Source organism: Petrachloros mirabilis, from assembly GCF_975968855.1.
This window is the reverse complement of the sequence record NZ_CDLUDY010000164.1, coordinates 1-15,847: the sequence shown is the minus strand read 5'-3', so window position 1 is coordinate 15,847 and position 15,847 is coordinate 1. Positions and strand designations below refer to the sequence as shown.

The window sequence follows — 15,847 nt, the reverse complement described above, 5'->3', positions numbered from 1 at the left end:
GTCGGTCGGTTGCCGTTCGTAATGACGGTGGACGGTTTCTCAATCGGTTGTGTGGGTGCCTTTTCTCCGCTTTCGCTCTGCTCCGGCTCGTGGTGCACCGTCCTGGTCATATTTCGTTGTCGAGCCGTTGGAAGAGGGGTGAAGCTGTTGCGCAGCATGTTGAGATGACGGAGCCAATTTGTTGTCAGCCAAAGGCCGGAACCGATCAGGGCAATGGAATAGGCCCACAGAAATTTCGATGGGCCAACCTGTTGGATCAAAGGAAGGCCTGATGTGCGAATGGATCTCCCGCCGAACAAAATGACAATGAATGTGGTGAGTGGAAAGAGGATTGTGAGAAAAAAACCTGATGTCCGGTCGTCTTCGGTTAGTTCTTGTTTGGCTTTGATCGCGAGGGCAATGACAAGCGCTAACGCAATGAGATGAGTGATCAGCCGTAGGGCGTTGGGACCATTCAGTGGTGTGAATGGTATGCCGAAGGAATCGGCCCATGCCATGTTGCTCATGACCAGCCCGGCGAGCGGGGATATAGTGATGCCGACGAGGTATGGGTGAGCCCAATTCATGCGGGTAAATTCCATGTGTGGTCGAGCGTGCTCGAACGGTTTTTAGTCTATCGGATGGGACCGGAGAGTCAATGAATAGGCAAAAACAGGCGAGGTTTTGGAGACGGAGATATGAGATTACAGACGCGCGGCTGCCTCCTTCAGCAAGGGTAAGAGTCGAGGGTTCACTTTCAGGTCACCACGTCCGATGCCTACTTCGATGTCAGGCTTTGTCACGCCATGGAAGTCGCTTCCCCCAGTAATCAACAGGTCAAAGCACTGGGCCAAGTTCAAGTAGCTCGACGTTTGCGATTTGCTGTGTGTGCTGTAATGAACTTCGACACCACCAAGTCCCGCTTCTTTGAGCTCCTTCACACGGGTGCGGAGACCCTCGCTCGTTTCTTTAATCCAGGTAGGGTGGGCCAACACCGCAACCCCTTTCGCTTCTACGATCCACCTAATGGCTTCTGCAGGACGTGGGAGTTCTCGGGCGACGTAAGCGGGTCTTCCCTCGGCAAGGTATCGGTCGAAAGCTTCCTTTGCAGAGGTGACATATTTCTTCTGCATGAGCAGCTGTGCGATATGGGGACGTCCGACCGATTCTGTGCCTGCCAGGGAACGAACTTCTTCGTATGTCACATCGAGGCCTGTTTGCCGTAGTCGTTCGACAATCATGGGATTGCGGCGATGGCGGCTCTCGCGAAGCTTCGCGAGACGTTCATTGAAAAGAGCATCTTCCCATTGAACGAAATATCCGAGAATATGCAGTTCGTTCTTTCCATCAAACGAACTGATTTCCACACCGGGGATAACCTCAATGCCGAGGTCCTTCCCCGCAGACATGGCTTCGGAAATGCCGCTGGTGATGTCGTGATCGGTGATTGCCAGTGCAGAAACGTTGGCCTGCTTGGCAAGTCCAAGGATGTCCGATGGCCGAAAGCTACCGTCTGAATGGGTCGTATGGAGATGGAGATCAATCCGGCTCATGAAACCTCCTGTTGGCGGCCGTTCGGACCGGGTTTTTGTGCCAGCAGTTGGGCTGTGTAGGCTGAGCCCATGCCGGTGCCAGCTTCATGCTCTCCTTCGTCATAAAAAATTGTTCGAAGGGATGAGGTGAGCCGCAGGAGTTCATTGTGAGCCAAACAAAATTCCCAACGGCGCGGATGGCGGTGGCGGAAATAATTTTCGATCGAGAAGGTTTCGTAGAGTAGAACGCCGTTTGGTTTCAATGCTTCGATGATCCAAGGAAAGAGCGGGCGATGCAGGTAAAAACAGACGATGATAGTGTCGAAGGCATTGGCCGGGAATTCAGGCCGCTCATCTGTTGTCCGTTCAAGGTCAACTTGTTTCACGTTGAGTTTGGGAAGGTGCCGATGCTTTGCGGTTGTGACTAATTTTGCAAGGCTGTCGGCATCCCGATCGATCGCCGTGACGTCGAACCCATGGGATGCGAGGTAGAGAGAATGGCGCCCGCTTCCGCAGGCGACGTCCAAAACGCGGCCTTTTTGCAGACGGTGCAGCTGCTGAGCGAGAAAACGGGAGGGAGGGGGGTCCGTCTGCTGCACATAGTGCGCAATCCGAGCTCTCTCGACTTTGATGCCGACAGATCCGGTCGTCCGCTCAAGAGGAGGTGCCAACTTCCGTAGCCACAATCGAACTCTTTCGACCGGAAACTCAGCAAATAGCATCGTAAAGCATTTCTCAGCTAGCGATTCAAGCAGGGAAGACTCTTCCTTCGATCCGAGTTCGACGATGCGTTCAGCCACCTGCGCATAGTCAATCGTATCGGATATGCGATCGGAAGAAGCTGCTAGTGTTGTTTCGCATTCCAATTCCAGATCGATCGCCAGCGGCTGTGAACGACGGCGTTCTTCGGGCGTTACCCCGCAATGTCCTTGAAATTCAAGCCGTTCGATCACTATTTTGTATGACATCGAGATCATTCTCCGGGATGCAAAGAGGAACTGTCAACCAATCCTTGGCGGGGGGTCAGGGAACGAGTAGTTAGGGAGGCTCGAAATCCTATGGTCTTGGGGCCTGAGAGCTATGCGATTGCTGTCTCGTGGTTTCCCTCCCATGATCTTCCATTCTGCTGCGAGTTGGCCCGAGAAATGAATACCCACAGTGATTAGGCCGTGAAGGAATACGAAAATTGTCCGAGGACACATGCAAATTGTCGAAGGGTTCGATACGGGAACATTGATGTGGCGTCTCTTGTTTTCTTTTATATAAGATCACAGGGGGGAAGTTCCGATCGGGGCCGGATTCTGTCTATTGACTCACCATTTGAACACCTCCTATAATGACCGATCGCCGCACCCATAACCGGCTGATTCAGCGAGGAAAATGGCTGAGTTCACGCATTTCAATGAGTCGGGCCGTGCGCGGATGGTTGATGTCAGCGCCAAGGCTCAGACCGAGCGGGTGGCGACGGCGCAGGCTACCGTCTTTCTTCAACCCGAAACCCTTGAAAAGATTCAACGTGGCAAGATCGCCAAAGGCGATGTGCTGGCGGTTGCCCAAGTTGCAGGGGTAATGGGAGCGAAGAAGACTCCGGACCTCATCCCCATGTGCCATCCGATTTTCCTATCCAGCGTCGACATCTCGTTTAAAGAAGATCCTCAACCGGATCGACAGGGGCGTTGTTCCATCACAATTTCGGCAACTGCCAAGACGACCGGCCAGACGGGTGTCGAAATGGAAGCGATGACGGCAGCCTCAGTTGCAGCCCTGACGATCTATGACATGTGCAAAGCGATCGATCGTGGAATGAGTTTCAGCGATGTCTGTTTGCTATCAAAGTCGGGCGGGAAGTCGGGAACTTATAGAAGAGAAGGCTGAGGCCTAGGTCCAACTTGAGGAACGATGATTACGGTTCGGCTCTTCGGTATGACGAAGTCGATGGCGGGCAATCAGTCGTCGTTATCGTTGCCTCTCTCCAACGGGCAGCGTGTGAAGGATCTTGTTGAGGCTGTGAACCAGGGATATCCGACGATCGGGGAATTGATTCATAAGAAAAAAGTCCTGATATCAGTGAATCATGAAATTGCGCATGAAGATACGGAGGTCAGAGAAGGAGATGAGATCGCCTTGCTTCCTCCGTTTGCTGGGGGATCGCCAATGGAACAGACATGCGATGAATCTCAACTTGTTCGTGTGCAGCGGGAAGATTTTTCCGTCGATGCAGAGATCAACCGCGTTCGAAGCCGGTCGAAGCGGATAGGTGGCATTGCAATCTTTCTCGGTACGGCCCGTGATCGGTCGAAAGGACGAGACGTCGACGGCATCACGTTCGAACATTACGAGGGAATGGCGCAGAAGAAGCTGCACGAGATTCGTGAACGGGCATTGAAGGACTTCGATATCCTCGAATTGCTTATCGTCCATCGATATGGAGAGATCGCAATCGGCGAGAACATTGTGCTCATTATTGCCGGTGCCGAACATCGAGCGGATGCATTCCGGGCCTGTAAGTGGGCAATCGATGAATTGAAGCAGATCACTCCGATTTGGAAGTTGGAGCATACCACAAGCGGAGAGGTATGGGTCGAGGAGCATCCCTAGTATTGGGAAGTGAGAAAGTGAACAGGAATCGTCGTCAAAGTTGTGGAGTTCCTCATGATTGAATCCTCTTCAAGCGGGAGGCTCCCCGAAGTTGTTGATCTTCATGGACGGCCGCTGAGAAGTTTGCGGCTATCGGTCACTGATCGCTGCAATTTGCGCTGTGCCTATTGTATGCCGGAAGAGGATTACGTATGGCTTCCACGCGAGGATCTGCTTTCATTCGAGGAGATGACAACACTCACGGAGTATTTCACCGACCTCGGTGTCGATAAGGTGCGTGTGACGGGGGGGGAGCCTTTGTTGCGGCGTGATCTCCCGCGGCTTATTCGACTGCTACTTCAAAATAGACGAATCACGGAGATTGCCCTGACGACCAACGGGATTTTGTTAGCGGATCAGGCTCAATCCTTGTTTGAGGCAGGCTTACATCGCGTGACGGTGAGTCTGGATACCTTGCGGCCTGAACGGTTCCGTCAGTTGACCCGTCGTGATGAATATGCCCGTGTGCTTGAGGGGATCGAGTCGGTGGGCAGAACAGGTTTTATGGGCCTCAAGCTCGATACGGTTGCCATTCGCGGTTTCAATGATGATGAATTGGTGGGAATGATTGAGTTCGGGAAACATTACCAAGCCGAAGTCCGGTTTATCGAGTACATGGACGTTGGAGGGGCGAATGAATGGGCTCCGGAAAAAGTGTTGTCCCGTGAAGCCATGTTGACGGCGCTTGGCAAATACTACGGGAAAATCGAACCGATGCCAGAGCGAGGATCGGCACCGGCTCAGCGATTCATCTTGCCGGATGGAACCACTTTTGGAATTATTCCTTCAACGACTACGCCGTTTTGTTCCTCCTGTGATCGCAGTCGTGTCACCGCGGATGGGATGTGGTACCGCTGCCTGTATGCAACAACCGGGACGGATCTTCGTAAGCCTTTGAGGACAGGGGCTTCTCCTCAGGAAATGCGGGCATTCATTAGGGCCGGATGGGAATCCCGGCGAGATCGTGGCGCAGAAGATCGGAAGGCACTTGAACGCGTCGGTCTTCGTGAACAGGGGCTAATCGGGATCGACAAGCTTCGTCAGGATCCCCATCTGGAAATGCATGCACGTGGCGGCTGAGTTCGATCGTCTATTCGTTCGTTCCACAGGTTTTTTCGTGTCCAGCTTCCGTAATGGATTAATTGCATACATCGCGGTGCTTGTTGAATTGAAACAGCTTCGTCAGACTTCAGCTTCGATCGCCTCAGTGATTGAAAGCCTTAACAGTCCATCGTGGTGAATTCCTGACACTTATGACTGAATCAAACTTTCTGACTATGCTTGCACTCGGATTCATGTTGGGACTTCGTCACGCTCTCGATAGTGATCATATTGCAGCTGTTGCAACGGTCTTAGCGCAGCGACCTTCGATCAAGGCATCCGGTCTGGTTGGATTGAGTTGGGGAATCGGCCATACGCTGATTCTCTTGCTTGTGGGATCGGTTGTCTTGTGGTTTCGGACTCCGGTTCCAGAATTCTTGGCGATGGCGGCTGAAGGGGCAGTGGGTATCATGTTGATCGTGCTCGGCGGGCTCCTTGCGGTAAAGCTGTGGCGGGAGCGTTGGCACATCCACCAGCATGAGCATGACGGAACAAAACACGTTCATCTCCATAGCCACGCGGTGCTGCCGGATCATGGCCATTCCCATTGGTGGCGGCAGTCGTTCAGGCCGCTCTGCATTGGCATGGCCCATGGTCTTGCCGGTTCCGCTGCACTGCTGCTTGTAGTGGTGTCGACGGCCGAAAGCATAGCTGAGGGCCTGTTTTTTATTGTTGTATTCGGACTCGGTTCAATTCTTGGAATGATGGTGATCGGGTTGTTTTTGAGCTTGTCGGTTGTCTGGTCATTACATCTCGGCCGTCCAGCATTGCTTGTAGTTCAGGGATCCGCCAGTCTGGGCAGTATCGTGTTTGGCATTTCCATTCTGAACCACATTTTCATGGTTGGGGATTCGGTCTAAATTCAAAATTTCTGGGTTCATTTGGAAGATGCGTGCGTCGCAAACAGGGCTGTGCTATTCTGCAGCGGGAATGCCACGTGATTGTGCGCTTCGGTGCCTGACGGCAAGTAAAGGGGTAACCTATGGCCTGGTTTAAAAAGCAAAAAGGTTCGGAACCTGAGGCGCCGAAGCGCTCGAAGGTTGCCGAGGGTATGTGGCTGAAGTGCAACCATTGCCGCGAAATCGTCTACCGTAAGGAAGTCGAGCGGAACAACAAGGTCTGTCCAAAATGTGATTACCATTTTCCGATTTCTGTTATGGAACGGATCACCCTCCTGGTGGATTTGGGGACATTCAAGGAATGGGATGCGGACCTCAGCCCCCAAGACCCTCTTGGGTTTCACGATACAAAATCGTACAAGGATCGGGTGAAGGCTCAGCAGGAGAAGACGGGGAAAAAAGATGCGATCATGATCGGCGAAGGGCGGATGAATGGGCGCCGCGTCGCGCTGTGCGTCTTCGATTTTGGATTCATGGGCGGGAGCATGGGCTCCGTCGTCGGAGAGAAAATCTGCCGGGCAATCGATCGGGCCCTTGAAGCTCGCTTGCCGGTCGTACTGGTCACGGCCTCGGGTGGTGCCAGAATGCAGGAGGGGATACTCTCGTTGATGCAGATGGCCAAAACCTCCGCGGCTGTGGCAAAACTTGGCGAAGCGAAGTTGCCATTTATCTGTCTGCTGGCCGATCCTACGTTCGGCGGCGTGACAGCAAGTGTCGCCATGCTAGGGGACATCATTATTGCTGAGCCGAAGGCCTTGATCGGGTTTGCCGGGCCGAGAGTGATCGAACAAACCATCAAACAGCAGCTGCCGGATCAATTTCAGCGTGCTGAATTCTTGTTAGAACATGGAATGATCGACATGATCGTCGAGCGCAAGCAGCTCAAAGAAACTCTCAGCACTCTTGTAGCACACTTTTAGCATCGTCCCTTCTCCCCATTCGGCTTCGATCATGAACTACGCCTCCGCTGTTGCCTATCTCTATAATCTGCAAAAACACGGCATAAAGTTAGGCTTGGAGACAATGACGGCGTTGGTCGGGCGGCTTGGGATGCCACAGGATCGGTATCGGTGTCTCCACATTGCGGGAACAAATGGAAAAGGTTCGACGGCTGCTATGGCGGCGTCGATTCTGCAGGCTGCAGGATACCGCGTCGGGTTGTACACCTCTCCTCATTTGGTGGAATTTCGAGAGCGGATTCGCGTCGACGGAGAGATGATTTCGGAGACGGAGGTAGCGCGATTGACGGAGTTGCTGAAGAGCCTCTGTGAGCCCGACCTGTCGCCGACTTTTTTTGAATATGGGACGGCAATGGCGTTTCAGCATTTCGCTGAGAAGGGCATTGACGTTGCGGTGTTGGAGGTCGGGTTGGGTGGGCGCTTTGACGCCACCAATGTTATAAAGCCAGCGGCATGTGCCATTACTACGATTTCGTTGGACCACCAAGAGTACCTGGGGAAGACCGTATCTTCGATTGCGTTTGAGAAAGCCGGCATAATCAAATGCAACGTTCCCATCATCATCGGGCGTATTTCAGGGGAAGCATTGAATACGATTGAGCAGGTTGCACTTAAGCGCACTGCGTCCCTCGCTCGGCTCAATCAGGAGTTCCATGTCTCCGCTGTCTCGCCAGAGCGGTTTTGTTATACCGGGCCTCGGATGCGAATCGATGATCTGTCCTGTTCGTTGCGGGGGGGACATCAAATCGACAACGCTGCCTGTTCGCTGGCATTGATCGAAGCAGCTTGCTCCGAAGGAATCGCGGTTTGTGAAGAGGCAGTTCGTGAGGGGCTATCGAAGGTCCGGTGGGAGGGACGACTGGAAATTGTGGAGCGTCAGCCGACCGTCGTGCTGGACGGCGCCCACAATCCTGCGGCAGCAGAGGCGTTGGCGTCTTACTTGCGTGGTTTCCGTTTTTCCCATCCCGGCAGCCGTGTCGTTCTTGTGATGGGGATGATGCGGGACAAAGACCACCGCAGATTTGCAGAACCATTGAGAGAGGTGGTCGACGATGTCGTGTTCACGCAAGCCCATCTCCCACGTTCAGCAACTGCCCACGAATTGCAAGCCAAGCTTAGAGAGCTGTGGCCACATGCGCACGCAAGTTCCCTGGTGAACGATGCCTTGGAAAAAGCGAAGCGACTGACGTGTGAGACAGATCTCATTTGTGTGGCTGGCTCCCTGATGTTGGTTGGCGATGTGAAGGCGATGTTGCATGGTAGCCGGTTATCTCCGCTCCGTGGTTGACATGGTATATAGTGTCGCGCGAGTCCTTGCCTGTCTAGCCTGCCTCTGTGTCATAAGCCTCGTGACTCCGGATGGGACCTGGTCTGGTGAAGGAGCTACGAGTGCCTCCTTGTCCGGCTCGGGAACGCCTCCTCTGGATGTGAAAGCTGACCGTATCGATTATTTGCAAGAACAGGAAAGGTATGAAGCGGATGGTTCGGTCGTCGTCGAGCAAGGGACGTTGCGTCTCACCGCCGACCATATCACCTTGCATGTTCTTCCCGGCATCATGGTTGCGACCGGCCATGTACGACTGAAAGATTCCAAAGCCGACATCGAGGCGGAACGATTGGAACTGAACGTAAATACAGAAGCGGGTGTAGTCACCCATGGACAGGTTTATCTCAAGTCGACGAATACGACGGTCGAGGGGCGCCTTATCCAACGATTCTCGGAGGAACACTATCGAATCAAGGAGGGGCAATTTACGAATTGCGATGCCCAGGATGGTGAAACACCAGCCTGGCGTTTTCAATTTAAAGATCTAGACTTGAACATCGGGGATAGTGTGGCCTTTACAGGCGGCTGGCTGTGCGTGCTCGATACGCCAGCCATTCCTATTCCGACCCTTACGTATCCCCTTACAAAACGCCGAAGTGGTTTCTTGTTCCCGAACGTCGGCTACGACAATCGCTTCGGTGCTCGCCTGCAGCAGGCATTCTATTGGGCGATCAATCCGAGCCAAGATCTGACGGTGGCACCCTTATACTACAGTGATCTCGGGTATGGGAGTGACTTAGAGTATCGCTATGTGTTGGACCGGAGGTCATTCGGGCAGTGGTACATCAGTTATCTCCAGCAGACACAGTTGCCGAATGTATCGGGGGTGACAGCAACCACTGAAGATCCCCGCAGAGCGCGAGCTTCAATCACTGGGTCTCACACGCAACAGTTCTCGGAGACGCTCCTTCTACGGGCGCAGGCTAATCTTGTGACTGATCCGGACTATCTTCAACAATTGAGTAATTCAGGCGTCCAACGGGCTTTGCCAAGTAATGAATCGAATCTCTTAGCTACACAACGCCTGTCCTACGGAAACCTGTACTTATTGGGTCAATATCTACAACCTTTGCAAGCCGGTGGTTCGGATACTTTTCAGCGTCTTCCGGAAATTGGATACACGCTGCCCAAGCTGTCGTTATTTGGGTCGCCGTTTTTGTTTGGGGGAGACGCCAATGGAGTGAACTTTTATCGGGATCAAGGATTCACGCAAAATCGCTTGGACGTGGTGCCGGGAATCTCAACGGATGTGATCAACTTCGGCCATATTGTCGGCATGACACCTCAAGCGAAGTTTCGAGAGGTATATTACAGTCGAGGCGTTCAGGACTCTTCCAGTCAGCATCGGGAAACGTTCTGGGCAGGACTCGATATCACGTCGAAGCTGAGTCGACGATTCCGTTCCGAGGACGGCAACGTGATGTTGCACGCGATCGAGCCCAGCCTCATGTATGAATATGTGCCGTCGACCGACCAATCGCAGTTGACCCAGATTGATCAGGTCGATGACCTCCCCAAGAAGAACCTGATGACCTATATGATTCGCAGTCGACTCTTGGAGCAGGACGGGCAGAGCAGTTTTAATTGGCTTGATCTGACGTTGGGGCAGAGTTATCACGTTGGCGCCGTGCAGACCAGAGCAAGGGACTTTACGCCCGGCGTGATTCCTCCGATCGGCAGCATAACCCAGCCTCTTCAGCCTGCCACGGTGCCGATCGAGGGGAAGAAATTTTCAGATCTTTGGTTGCGCGCAGTCATCGGCAACAACAGCCCCCAAATGACGCGTTCCCAAATATCAGAGTCGGCGTTTGGTCGAGCAACAGATATTACATACGGCCAAAGGCCCGTTATCAACCAGTATGTCACGATCGACGCATTCTATGATCCCTATCGTTCAACGTTGAGCCAATTTAATACTGACTTTCGAGTTCAGGAATCGACCAACTGGTATGTCGAAGTGGGGCAACGGTATTCGCGCGATGGCGCTCGGGTTCGTCGAGGGGATGTGTGGAATCCGCTCTCATTTAATGAAGTGTATGCTCCGACACCGGAAATCCAATTTGTAACAGCGGGAGGTGCCTTCCGTACACCGTGGGGATGGACCGTAGGAGGCAAGGGGTATTACGATATCAAGAACGGCAAGAGCCCGGAATATGATGTGGTCGCTCTGTACCAGAACCCTTGCAAGTGTTGGTCGTTGGGACTGTTTTATCTGCAATTTCCGGACAGAGCTCAGTACAATTTTATGTTCAGTCTGACAGGGATCGGATGGACGGAGAACTATGGTACGGCGGTGCTGAGGAGCATTCTGAATCCTTTGTTATGGGGAGAGCGAGGCCTGCCATGGGTCGGCGGCGGGGGTCCTTATGGACGTGCGCAAACGTCGCCAATGCCGCCCAGTTTGGGGGGGAGCTACCCATGATATGGAGAAGGCCGATGAGTTCTACAGGATGGGCGGCTTGTCTGTCTCTGCTCGCGATGACCTGGTTGATTGCGTGCAGCTCGGTCTCATTCCCTAGCCAGCCGGACCGTCGAACAAATCTTCAGCGGGCCAAGGTGTTCCTTGCCGCTGGTGACTTCCGGCAGGCTGTCGAGGCTTGTCAGCAGGAAGTTAAAGAGTCTCCCTCCGCGGAGAGTTATCTGTACCTGACCTATGTGTACCAAGCGTTAGATGCCTATGTAGAGGCGTTGGCCAAGAAGGACCAGTGGGTCACTATGCAGCACCTGTATTTGAACTTAACAGGGGGTGAGCCGGAAAGTCTTACAGAGCCTTCGAATATCTTGGTACAGATCGAGAAAGAACTGATTCAATCTGCAGCGCGACAGCAGGCCGATGTCACCGCGGAATTGGCCACAAGGCTAGATAAGTCTGTCGTCATGCGTGTGTGGCCGCAGCAGACGAAGTGGCGTAAGATGAACTCGGAAGGATGGTGGCTAACAGTTCCGCCTGAATGGTCCTGGTAATCCATCTTTGTCGACGATTTGACTACTCGGAATGGGCTGGTATACGATGAGATCCGTTTTCTCGCGAGAGGGTCTGTATCTATCCTGCAAGGAGGACTTATTGTGGCGGGCAATGCGTTGAAAGTTGAAGATGCGACATGGGATGCCGAGGTGGTAAAGGCCTCCGAGTTGGTCATGGTCGATTTCTGGGCAGTCTGGTGCGGACCTTGTCAGATGGTGGCTCCAATTGTCGATGAGTTGGCCAATGAATATGCGGGCAAGGTCAAGGTGCGAAAACTCAATACGGATGAGAACCCCGAAGTGGCCGGACGGTATCAGGTGATGAGCATTCCGACCATTCTGTTTTTCAAGAACGGGCAGGTCGTGGAGAAACTAGTTGGTGCAAGGCCCAAGCGTCAGTTCAAGGAAGTAATCGACCAGCTGCTCGCTCAGCATGCGGGATCCGCCTAAGGTTTTGTAGACGGAAACACTTGCCCATCCGATAGGCACGGCTGGAAAGCCACTACTCATAGGCTCGAGTATTCTGATCGAGTTATACGCGCTCGCTCGTCACACATCCTGATGCTTGTTGAGCTTCGCATCCTCAATTTCGCCCTTATCGAACAGCTCCACATCGAATTTCAGCCCGGCTTTACGGTCTTGACTGGTGAGACCGGTGCCGGCAAATCCTTGCTGATTGACGCCATTGATCTATTAGTGGGGGGGCGTGCCTCAACCGATCAGATCCGCACGGGTGAAGACGAAGCGAAGATCGAAGCTTCGTTTGTCCTTCCGGACGCGCATCCTCTTCTTCGTCACCTCCGCTCACAAGACATGGTTGGTTCCAATGACCGAGAGATCGTGTTGAAAAGGGTCCTCTCCCGATCCGGTCGAAGCCGGATGTACCTCAATGGGGATTTCTGTCCTCTTCGGGTACTCGAGGACTTGGGCGGAACCCTCGTCGATATCCACGGACAGCATGAACAACAGTCCCTCTTGTCCTCTTCCAGGCAGCTGGACGCAGTGGACGGATTCGGAGGCCTTGTCGCACTGCGGGCACAATATGAGGAAACCTATCGCCTGTGGAAGGATCGCACCGCTGCTCTTGAAGCCACCATACAGGAAGGATTGAATCATGAGCGGCTGCGTGAGTTATTGCAGTTTCAGTCGGAGGAGATCGAGAGGGCGGGATTGTCAACAGGCGAGGAAGAGGCTCTTCAGGCGGAGCGACAACGACTAGTCCATGCCCATCGTCTGAGGGAATTGGCGGAGACGGCCTATGGAGATTTGCAAGCCGAAGAGCAAGGGGTGCTCGGTAAACTTGGCCGGATTAACCGAGTTCTCGAAGAATTAGCCCAGATAGACCAGTCGAGCGGTGAGGGTCTCTCGCAAGCCCGTGAGGCGTCGGTGTTGCTGAAGGACCTCGCGGATTCCCTGCGGGACTATGCTTTGCGGTTGGAAGCAGATCCTGAGAGGCAGAGTCTGGTGGAAGATCGCCTGGACGCAATCCATCGATTGAAGAAGAAATATGGCGGCTCGATCGAGGCTGTTCTGGCAACCGGTTCTCGTGTCAAACAAGAGTTGTTCTCAATCGCAACGCAGGAAGGCCGAGTGTCAGAATTGACTCGGCAAGTTCAGGTCGCAGAAGAGCAGATGACCGACCTGGCAATACAGTTATCGAAGAAAAGACGGGATGCGGCCAAGCGCCTTGCGACTCTTGTCGCTGCTGAGCTTGGGGCGCTCAAGATGGAGGGGGCGAAATTTGAGATAGCGCTGTCCGCTGATGAGGGTATCAGCATGTGCGGACCAACGGGGTGGGATCAGGTTGAGTTTCTGTTGTCCAGCAATGTGGGTGAACCCAGGAGACCATTGGCCCGTATTGCTTCAGGAGGAGAGCTCTCTCGTATCATGTTGGCGCTAAAGTCTGTGCTTGCCGAGACCGACCACGTTCCAGTCCTTGTGTTCGACGAGATTGATATGGGTGTCGGGGGAGGGGTGGCGTCGGCGATGGGGACGCGGCTCAGACGCCTCGGTCAATACCACCAGGTGTTTTGCATCACGCATTTACCACAAGTGGCGTCTCAGGCTGAACACCATTTGCTCGTGGAAAAGGGGCGGGACAGAAGAAGAACGACGACATCTATCAGATTGCTGAAGGGCGTCGGTCGTGAGGAGGAAATTGCTCGAATGCTGGGAGGCCAGACGATCACCAGAAAAGTCCGCGAAACAGCAGCCGAATTGATTGCGGAAACAAAAAGTAAACAATGAGCTTAGGCGGCAGCCCGCCCTGACGAATTGGCTGCGATCGCCATAACCGGGAGAGAGGCTTTGCATTCCTGGATCACTTGGATAAATAAACTGGTGAGTGTCGGATCGAAATAGGATCCGGCGTGAGAGGATAGGAAGGCGCAAGCCTCGTCGATCGAAAGCGGAGTTCGATCAGGCAGCTCAGCCGTAAGATGATCGAGTGCCTGCGCCAAACAGACGATTCTCGCCAAAATCGGGATCCCTTCGCCCTTGAGTCCATGTGGATAACCTGAGCCATCCCAGCGTTCGTGGTGGTAGGCAATGATCTGGCCGATTTCAGCCGGCAGTCCGAGCGGGGTAATCATTTTGGCTCCTCGCTCTGGGTGCTGTCTCTGCTCGTGGGTTCCATCTGTGGCGACGATTTCGTCGTCGGCGAACCGGTAGTCATCTCCTCCTAGTTTTCCGACGTCGTGCAGAAAGGCTCCTAGAGCCACTGACTTCTGTTCGTTGACGGTCAGGTTGGTTCGGTTGGCGAGTAAGGTTGCATAAAAACTGACTCGGCTGCAGTGATTGAGCAAGTGGCGGTCCTTTGCTTCGAGAAGGTCAGAGAGAAGCGGAAGTAATTCTGTTACCTCTTCTATTGAGGAGGAGGTCATGCGGGCTTTACAGAACGCTTCATATCCCGCTCGCATCTCTTCCCATGCCCGGGCACAGTCGGCTTCAGATCCCCACAAATCCGTCGAGGAACGAAGGAATTGCCGGAGATAATCGATTCTCTGCTTCTTCTCCAGCGTTTGATTGACCAGCGTGATAAGTTCAGTCACGTTGAAGGGTTTGAGGAGGTAGCCGGCTGCTCCATTCCTGATGCCTTCCATCGCCGACTTCAAGCTTCCGTATCCGGTGATGATGATGACTTCCACGTCCGCGTGATCATGTTTTATTTCCTGGAGCAGGTCTAACCCTTGTCGATCAGGGAGTTTTTGATCGAGCGTGATAAGGTCCACTGGTTGGTGGTTCAGAACATCGATAGCGGCTTGGGCCGATTCGGCTGACTGGACATTAAAAAACGGGCGAAGGATGAATTTTAAGGCATCCCGCGGGCCAGCCTCGTCGTCAACGACAAGCACCGTGGGTTTTTTCTCTGGTTCGTTATGTATAGGAGATGTCATTGTTCAGTTCATCTACCTGTATTGAGCAGGTCTGTCAAGCAATTGTTATTCCTTTTCAGCTAGTTACGATACCTCTGCCCAGTAAATGTGGCAGGAGTTTTCTTCGGCACCATATGTAGTTTCCATGAAAGGATTGCTACGTATCAAACAGGAAGAGAATTCGTGGGACTGATGCAAAAATCGCTCAGGGGATCGCGGAGGCTGTGTTATTCCTGCGCGAGCGGTTCTGGTTCAGGAGAGGGGTCGTTGTCTGGTCTGCCTATTCCCAATGTGTCCATTCGATACTTCAGCATACGTCGGCTGATCCCCAGTTGGTTGGCTGCGTGGGTCTGCACATAGTTGTTTTTCTTCAATGCATCAAGAATGATTTCTCGCTCAAACTCCATGACTGCCTTCTCAAGAGAGAGGCGTCCCGCTAAGGTATCGTCGCGAAGGGATGAAGACCTTGTATCATTGCGGAGGATCGTCGGAAGGTGTTCCGGGGTGACGGAATCCGAGCCTTTTGACCAGATGAAGGCCTGCTCGATGATATTTTCCATCTCGCGGATATTTCCCGGCCATGGGTAGCGGCAGAGCAGATCAATTGCGTCTTTGGAGAATTCCTGGGCCGGTCGACGCTCCTCTTCAAGACGCTTCGACAGGAAATGTTTGGCAAGGAGCGGAACGTCTTCGCCACGGTCTCGGAGGGGAGGAAGGTAGAGGGAGATCACGTTGATGCGGTAGTAGAGGTCCTCTCGAAACTGTCCTTTTCGAACCAAGTCTTCGAGGTTTTTATTCGTGGCCGCCACAATTCTCACGTCCACCTTGATCGCTTGCACGCCTCCGATTCTCGTGAATTCCCGCTCTTGGAGGACGCGAAGCAGTTTGGCTTGTGTCATAGGACTGAGATCGCCGATTTCGTCAAGGAACAGAGTGCCGCTGTTGGCTAGTTCGAATTGGCCGATACGCCGAGCGGTCGCGTCTGTAAACGAGCCCTTCTCGTGGCCGAACAATTCGCTCTCGATCAAGGTTTCCGGGAGCGCTGCACAATTCAATGCGATAAAGGGGCGGTCTC

The 15,847-nt window shown here is 53.4% G+C and carries 15 protein-coding genes; 10 read left to right on the top strand and 5 right to left on the bottom strand.

Going from position 1 to position 15,847, the window contains the following annotated elements; translation table 11 throughout:
* The 3 genes from ACWVCN_RS06610 to folB form a co-directional block, all read right to left on the bottom strand.
* The coding region (locus ACWVCN_RS06610; RefSeq protein ID WP_455244769.1) for a hypothetical protein at window positions 1-566 on the bottom strand (566 nt) is incomplete at its 3' end.
* Window positions 567-683: 117 nt separating this feature from the next.
* Window positions 684-1,532: a PHP domain-containing protein gene (locus ACWVCN_RS06605; protein ID WP_455244768.1), complete on the bottom strand. Its 849-nt coding sequence runs from the start codon at window positions 1,530-1,532 to the stop codon at window positions 684-686.
* Window positions 1,529-2,479, bottom strand: coding sequence for a dihydroneopterin aldolase (gene folB / locus ACWVCN_RS06600; protein ID WP_455244767.1), 951 nt, complete (start codon window positions 2,477-2,479; stop codon window positions 1,529-1,531). The genes ACWVCN_RS06605 and folB overlap by 4 nt, the downstream gene beginning before the upstream one ends.
* Window positions 2,480-2,891: 412 nt before the next feature.
* Between folB and moaC the strand changes: the two genes are divergently transcribed.
* From moaC to recN, 10 genes are all read left to right on the top strand, one after another.
* A complete protein-coding gene (gene moaC, locus ACWVCN_RS06595; RefSeq protein WP_455244766.1) occupies window positions 2,892-3,386 on the top strand; it encodes a cyclic pyranopterin monophosphate synthase MoaC in 495 nt (164 codons plus the stop codon).
* Between the two features lie 24 nt (window positions 3,387-3,410).
* Window positions 3,411-4,109, top strand: coding sequence for a molybdenum cofactor biosynthesis protein (locus ACWVCN_RS06590; protein ID WP_455244765.1), 699 nt, complete (start codon window positions 3,411-3,413; stop codon window positions 4,107-4,109).
* 54 nt (window positions 4,110-4,163) lie between these two features.
* Window positions 4,164-5,228 (top strand): GTP 3',8-cyclase MoaA, encoded by a 1,065-nt coding sequence (gene moaA / locus ACWVCN_RS06585; protein ID WP_455244764.1) that lies wholly within the window; start codon window positions 4,164-4,166, stop codon window positions 5,226-5,228.
* Window positions 5,229-5,401: 173 nt separating this feature from the next.
* A complete protein-coding gene (locus tag ACWVCN_RS06580) occupies window positions 5,402-6,109 on the top strand; it encodes a HoxN/HupN/NixA family nickel/cobalt transporter (protein WP_455244763.1) in 708 nt (235 codons plus the stop codon).
* A 122-nt stretch (window positions 6,110-6,231) separates the two neighbouring features.
* The gene (gene accD, locus ACWVCN_RS06575) at window positions 6,232-7,068 is read left to right on the top strand and encodes an acetyl-CoA carboxylase, carboxyltransferase subunit beta (RefSeq protein WP_455244762.1); all 837 of its coding nucleotides are present in this window, start codon (window positions 6,232-6,234) and stop codon (window positions 7,066-7,068) included.
* A gap of 31 nt (window positions 7,069-7,099) precedes the next feature.
* Window positions 7,100-8,395, top strand: a complete 1,296-nt coding sequence (locus ACWVCN_RS06570; RefSeq protein WP_455244761.1) for a bifunctional folylpolyglutamate synthase/dihydrofolate synthase — start codon at window positions 7,100-7,102, stop codon at window positions 8,393-8,395.
* Window positions 8,364-10,856: an LPS-assembly protein LptD gene (locus tag ACWVCN_RS06565; protein ID WP_455244760.1), complete on the top strand. Its 2,493-nt coding sequence runs from the start codon at window positions 8,364-8,366 to the stop codon at window positions 10,854-10,856. Before ACWVCN_RS06570 ends, ACWVCN_RS06565 begins: the two co-directional genes overlap by 32 nt.
* A 14-nt stretch (window positions 10,857-10,870) precedes the next feature.
* On the top strand, window positions 10,871-11,398 hold the full coding sequence (locus ACWVCN_RS06560; protein WP_455244759.1) for a hypothetical protein: 528 nt from the start codon (window positions 10,871-10,873) through the stop codon (window positions 11,396-11,398).
* 102 nt (window positions 11,399-11,500) lie between these two features.
* Window positions 11,501-11,848 (top strand): thioredoxin, encoded by a 348-nt coding sequence (gene trxA / locus ACWVCN_RS06555; RefSeq protein WP_455244758.1) that lies wholly within the window; start codon window positions 11,501-11,503, stop codon window positions 11,846-11,848.
* A 111-nt stretch (window positions 11,849-11,959) separates the two neighbouring features.
* Window positions 11,960-13,645, top strand: coding sequence for a DNA repair protein RecN (gene recN / locus ACWVCN_RS06550; RefSeq protein WP_455244757.1), 1,686 nt, complete (start codon window positions 11,960-11,962; stop codon window positions 13,643-13,645).
* A 2-nt stretch (window positions 13,646-13,647) separates the two neighbouring features.
* On the opposite strand, the gene ACWVCN_RS06545 is transcribed toward recN, so the two are convergent.
* Complete coding sequence (locus ACWVCN_RS06545) at window positions 13,648-14,793, bottom strand: HD domain-containing phosphohydrolase (protein WP_455244756.1); 1,146 nt, start codon at window positions 14,791-14,793, stop codon at window positions 13,648-13,650.
* 206 nt (window positions 14,794-14,999) lie between these two features.
* The coding region (locus ACWVCN_RS06540) for a sigma-54 interaction domain-containing protein (protein WP_455244755.1) at window positions 15,000-15,847 on the bottom strand (848 nt) is incomplete at its 5' end.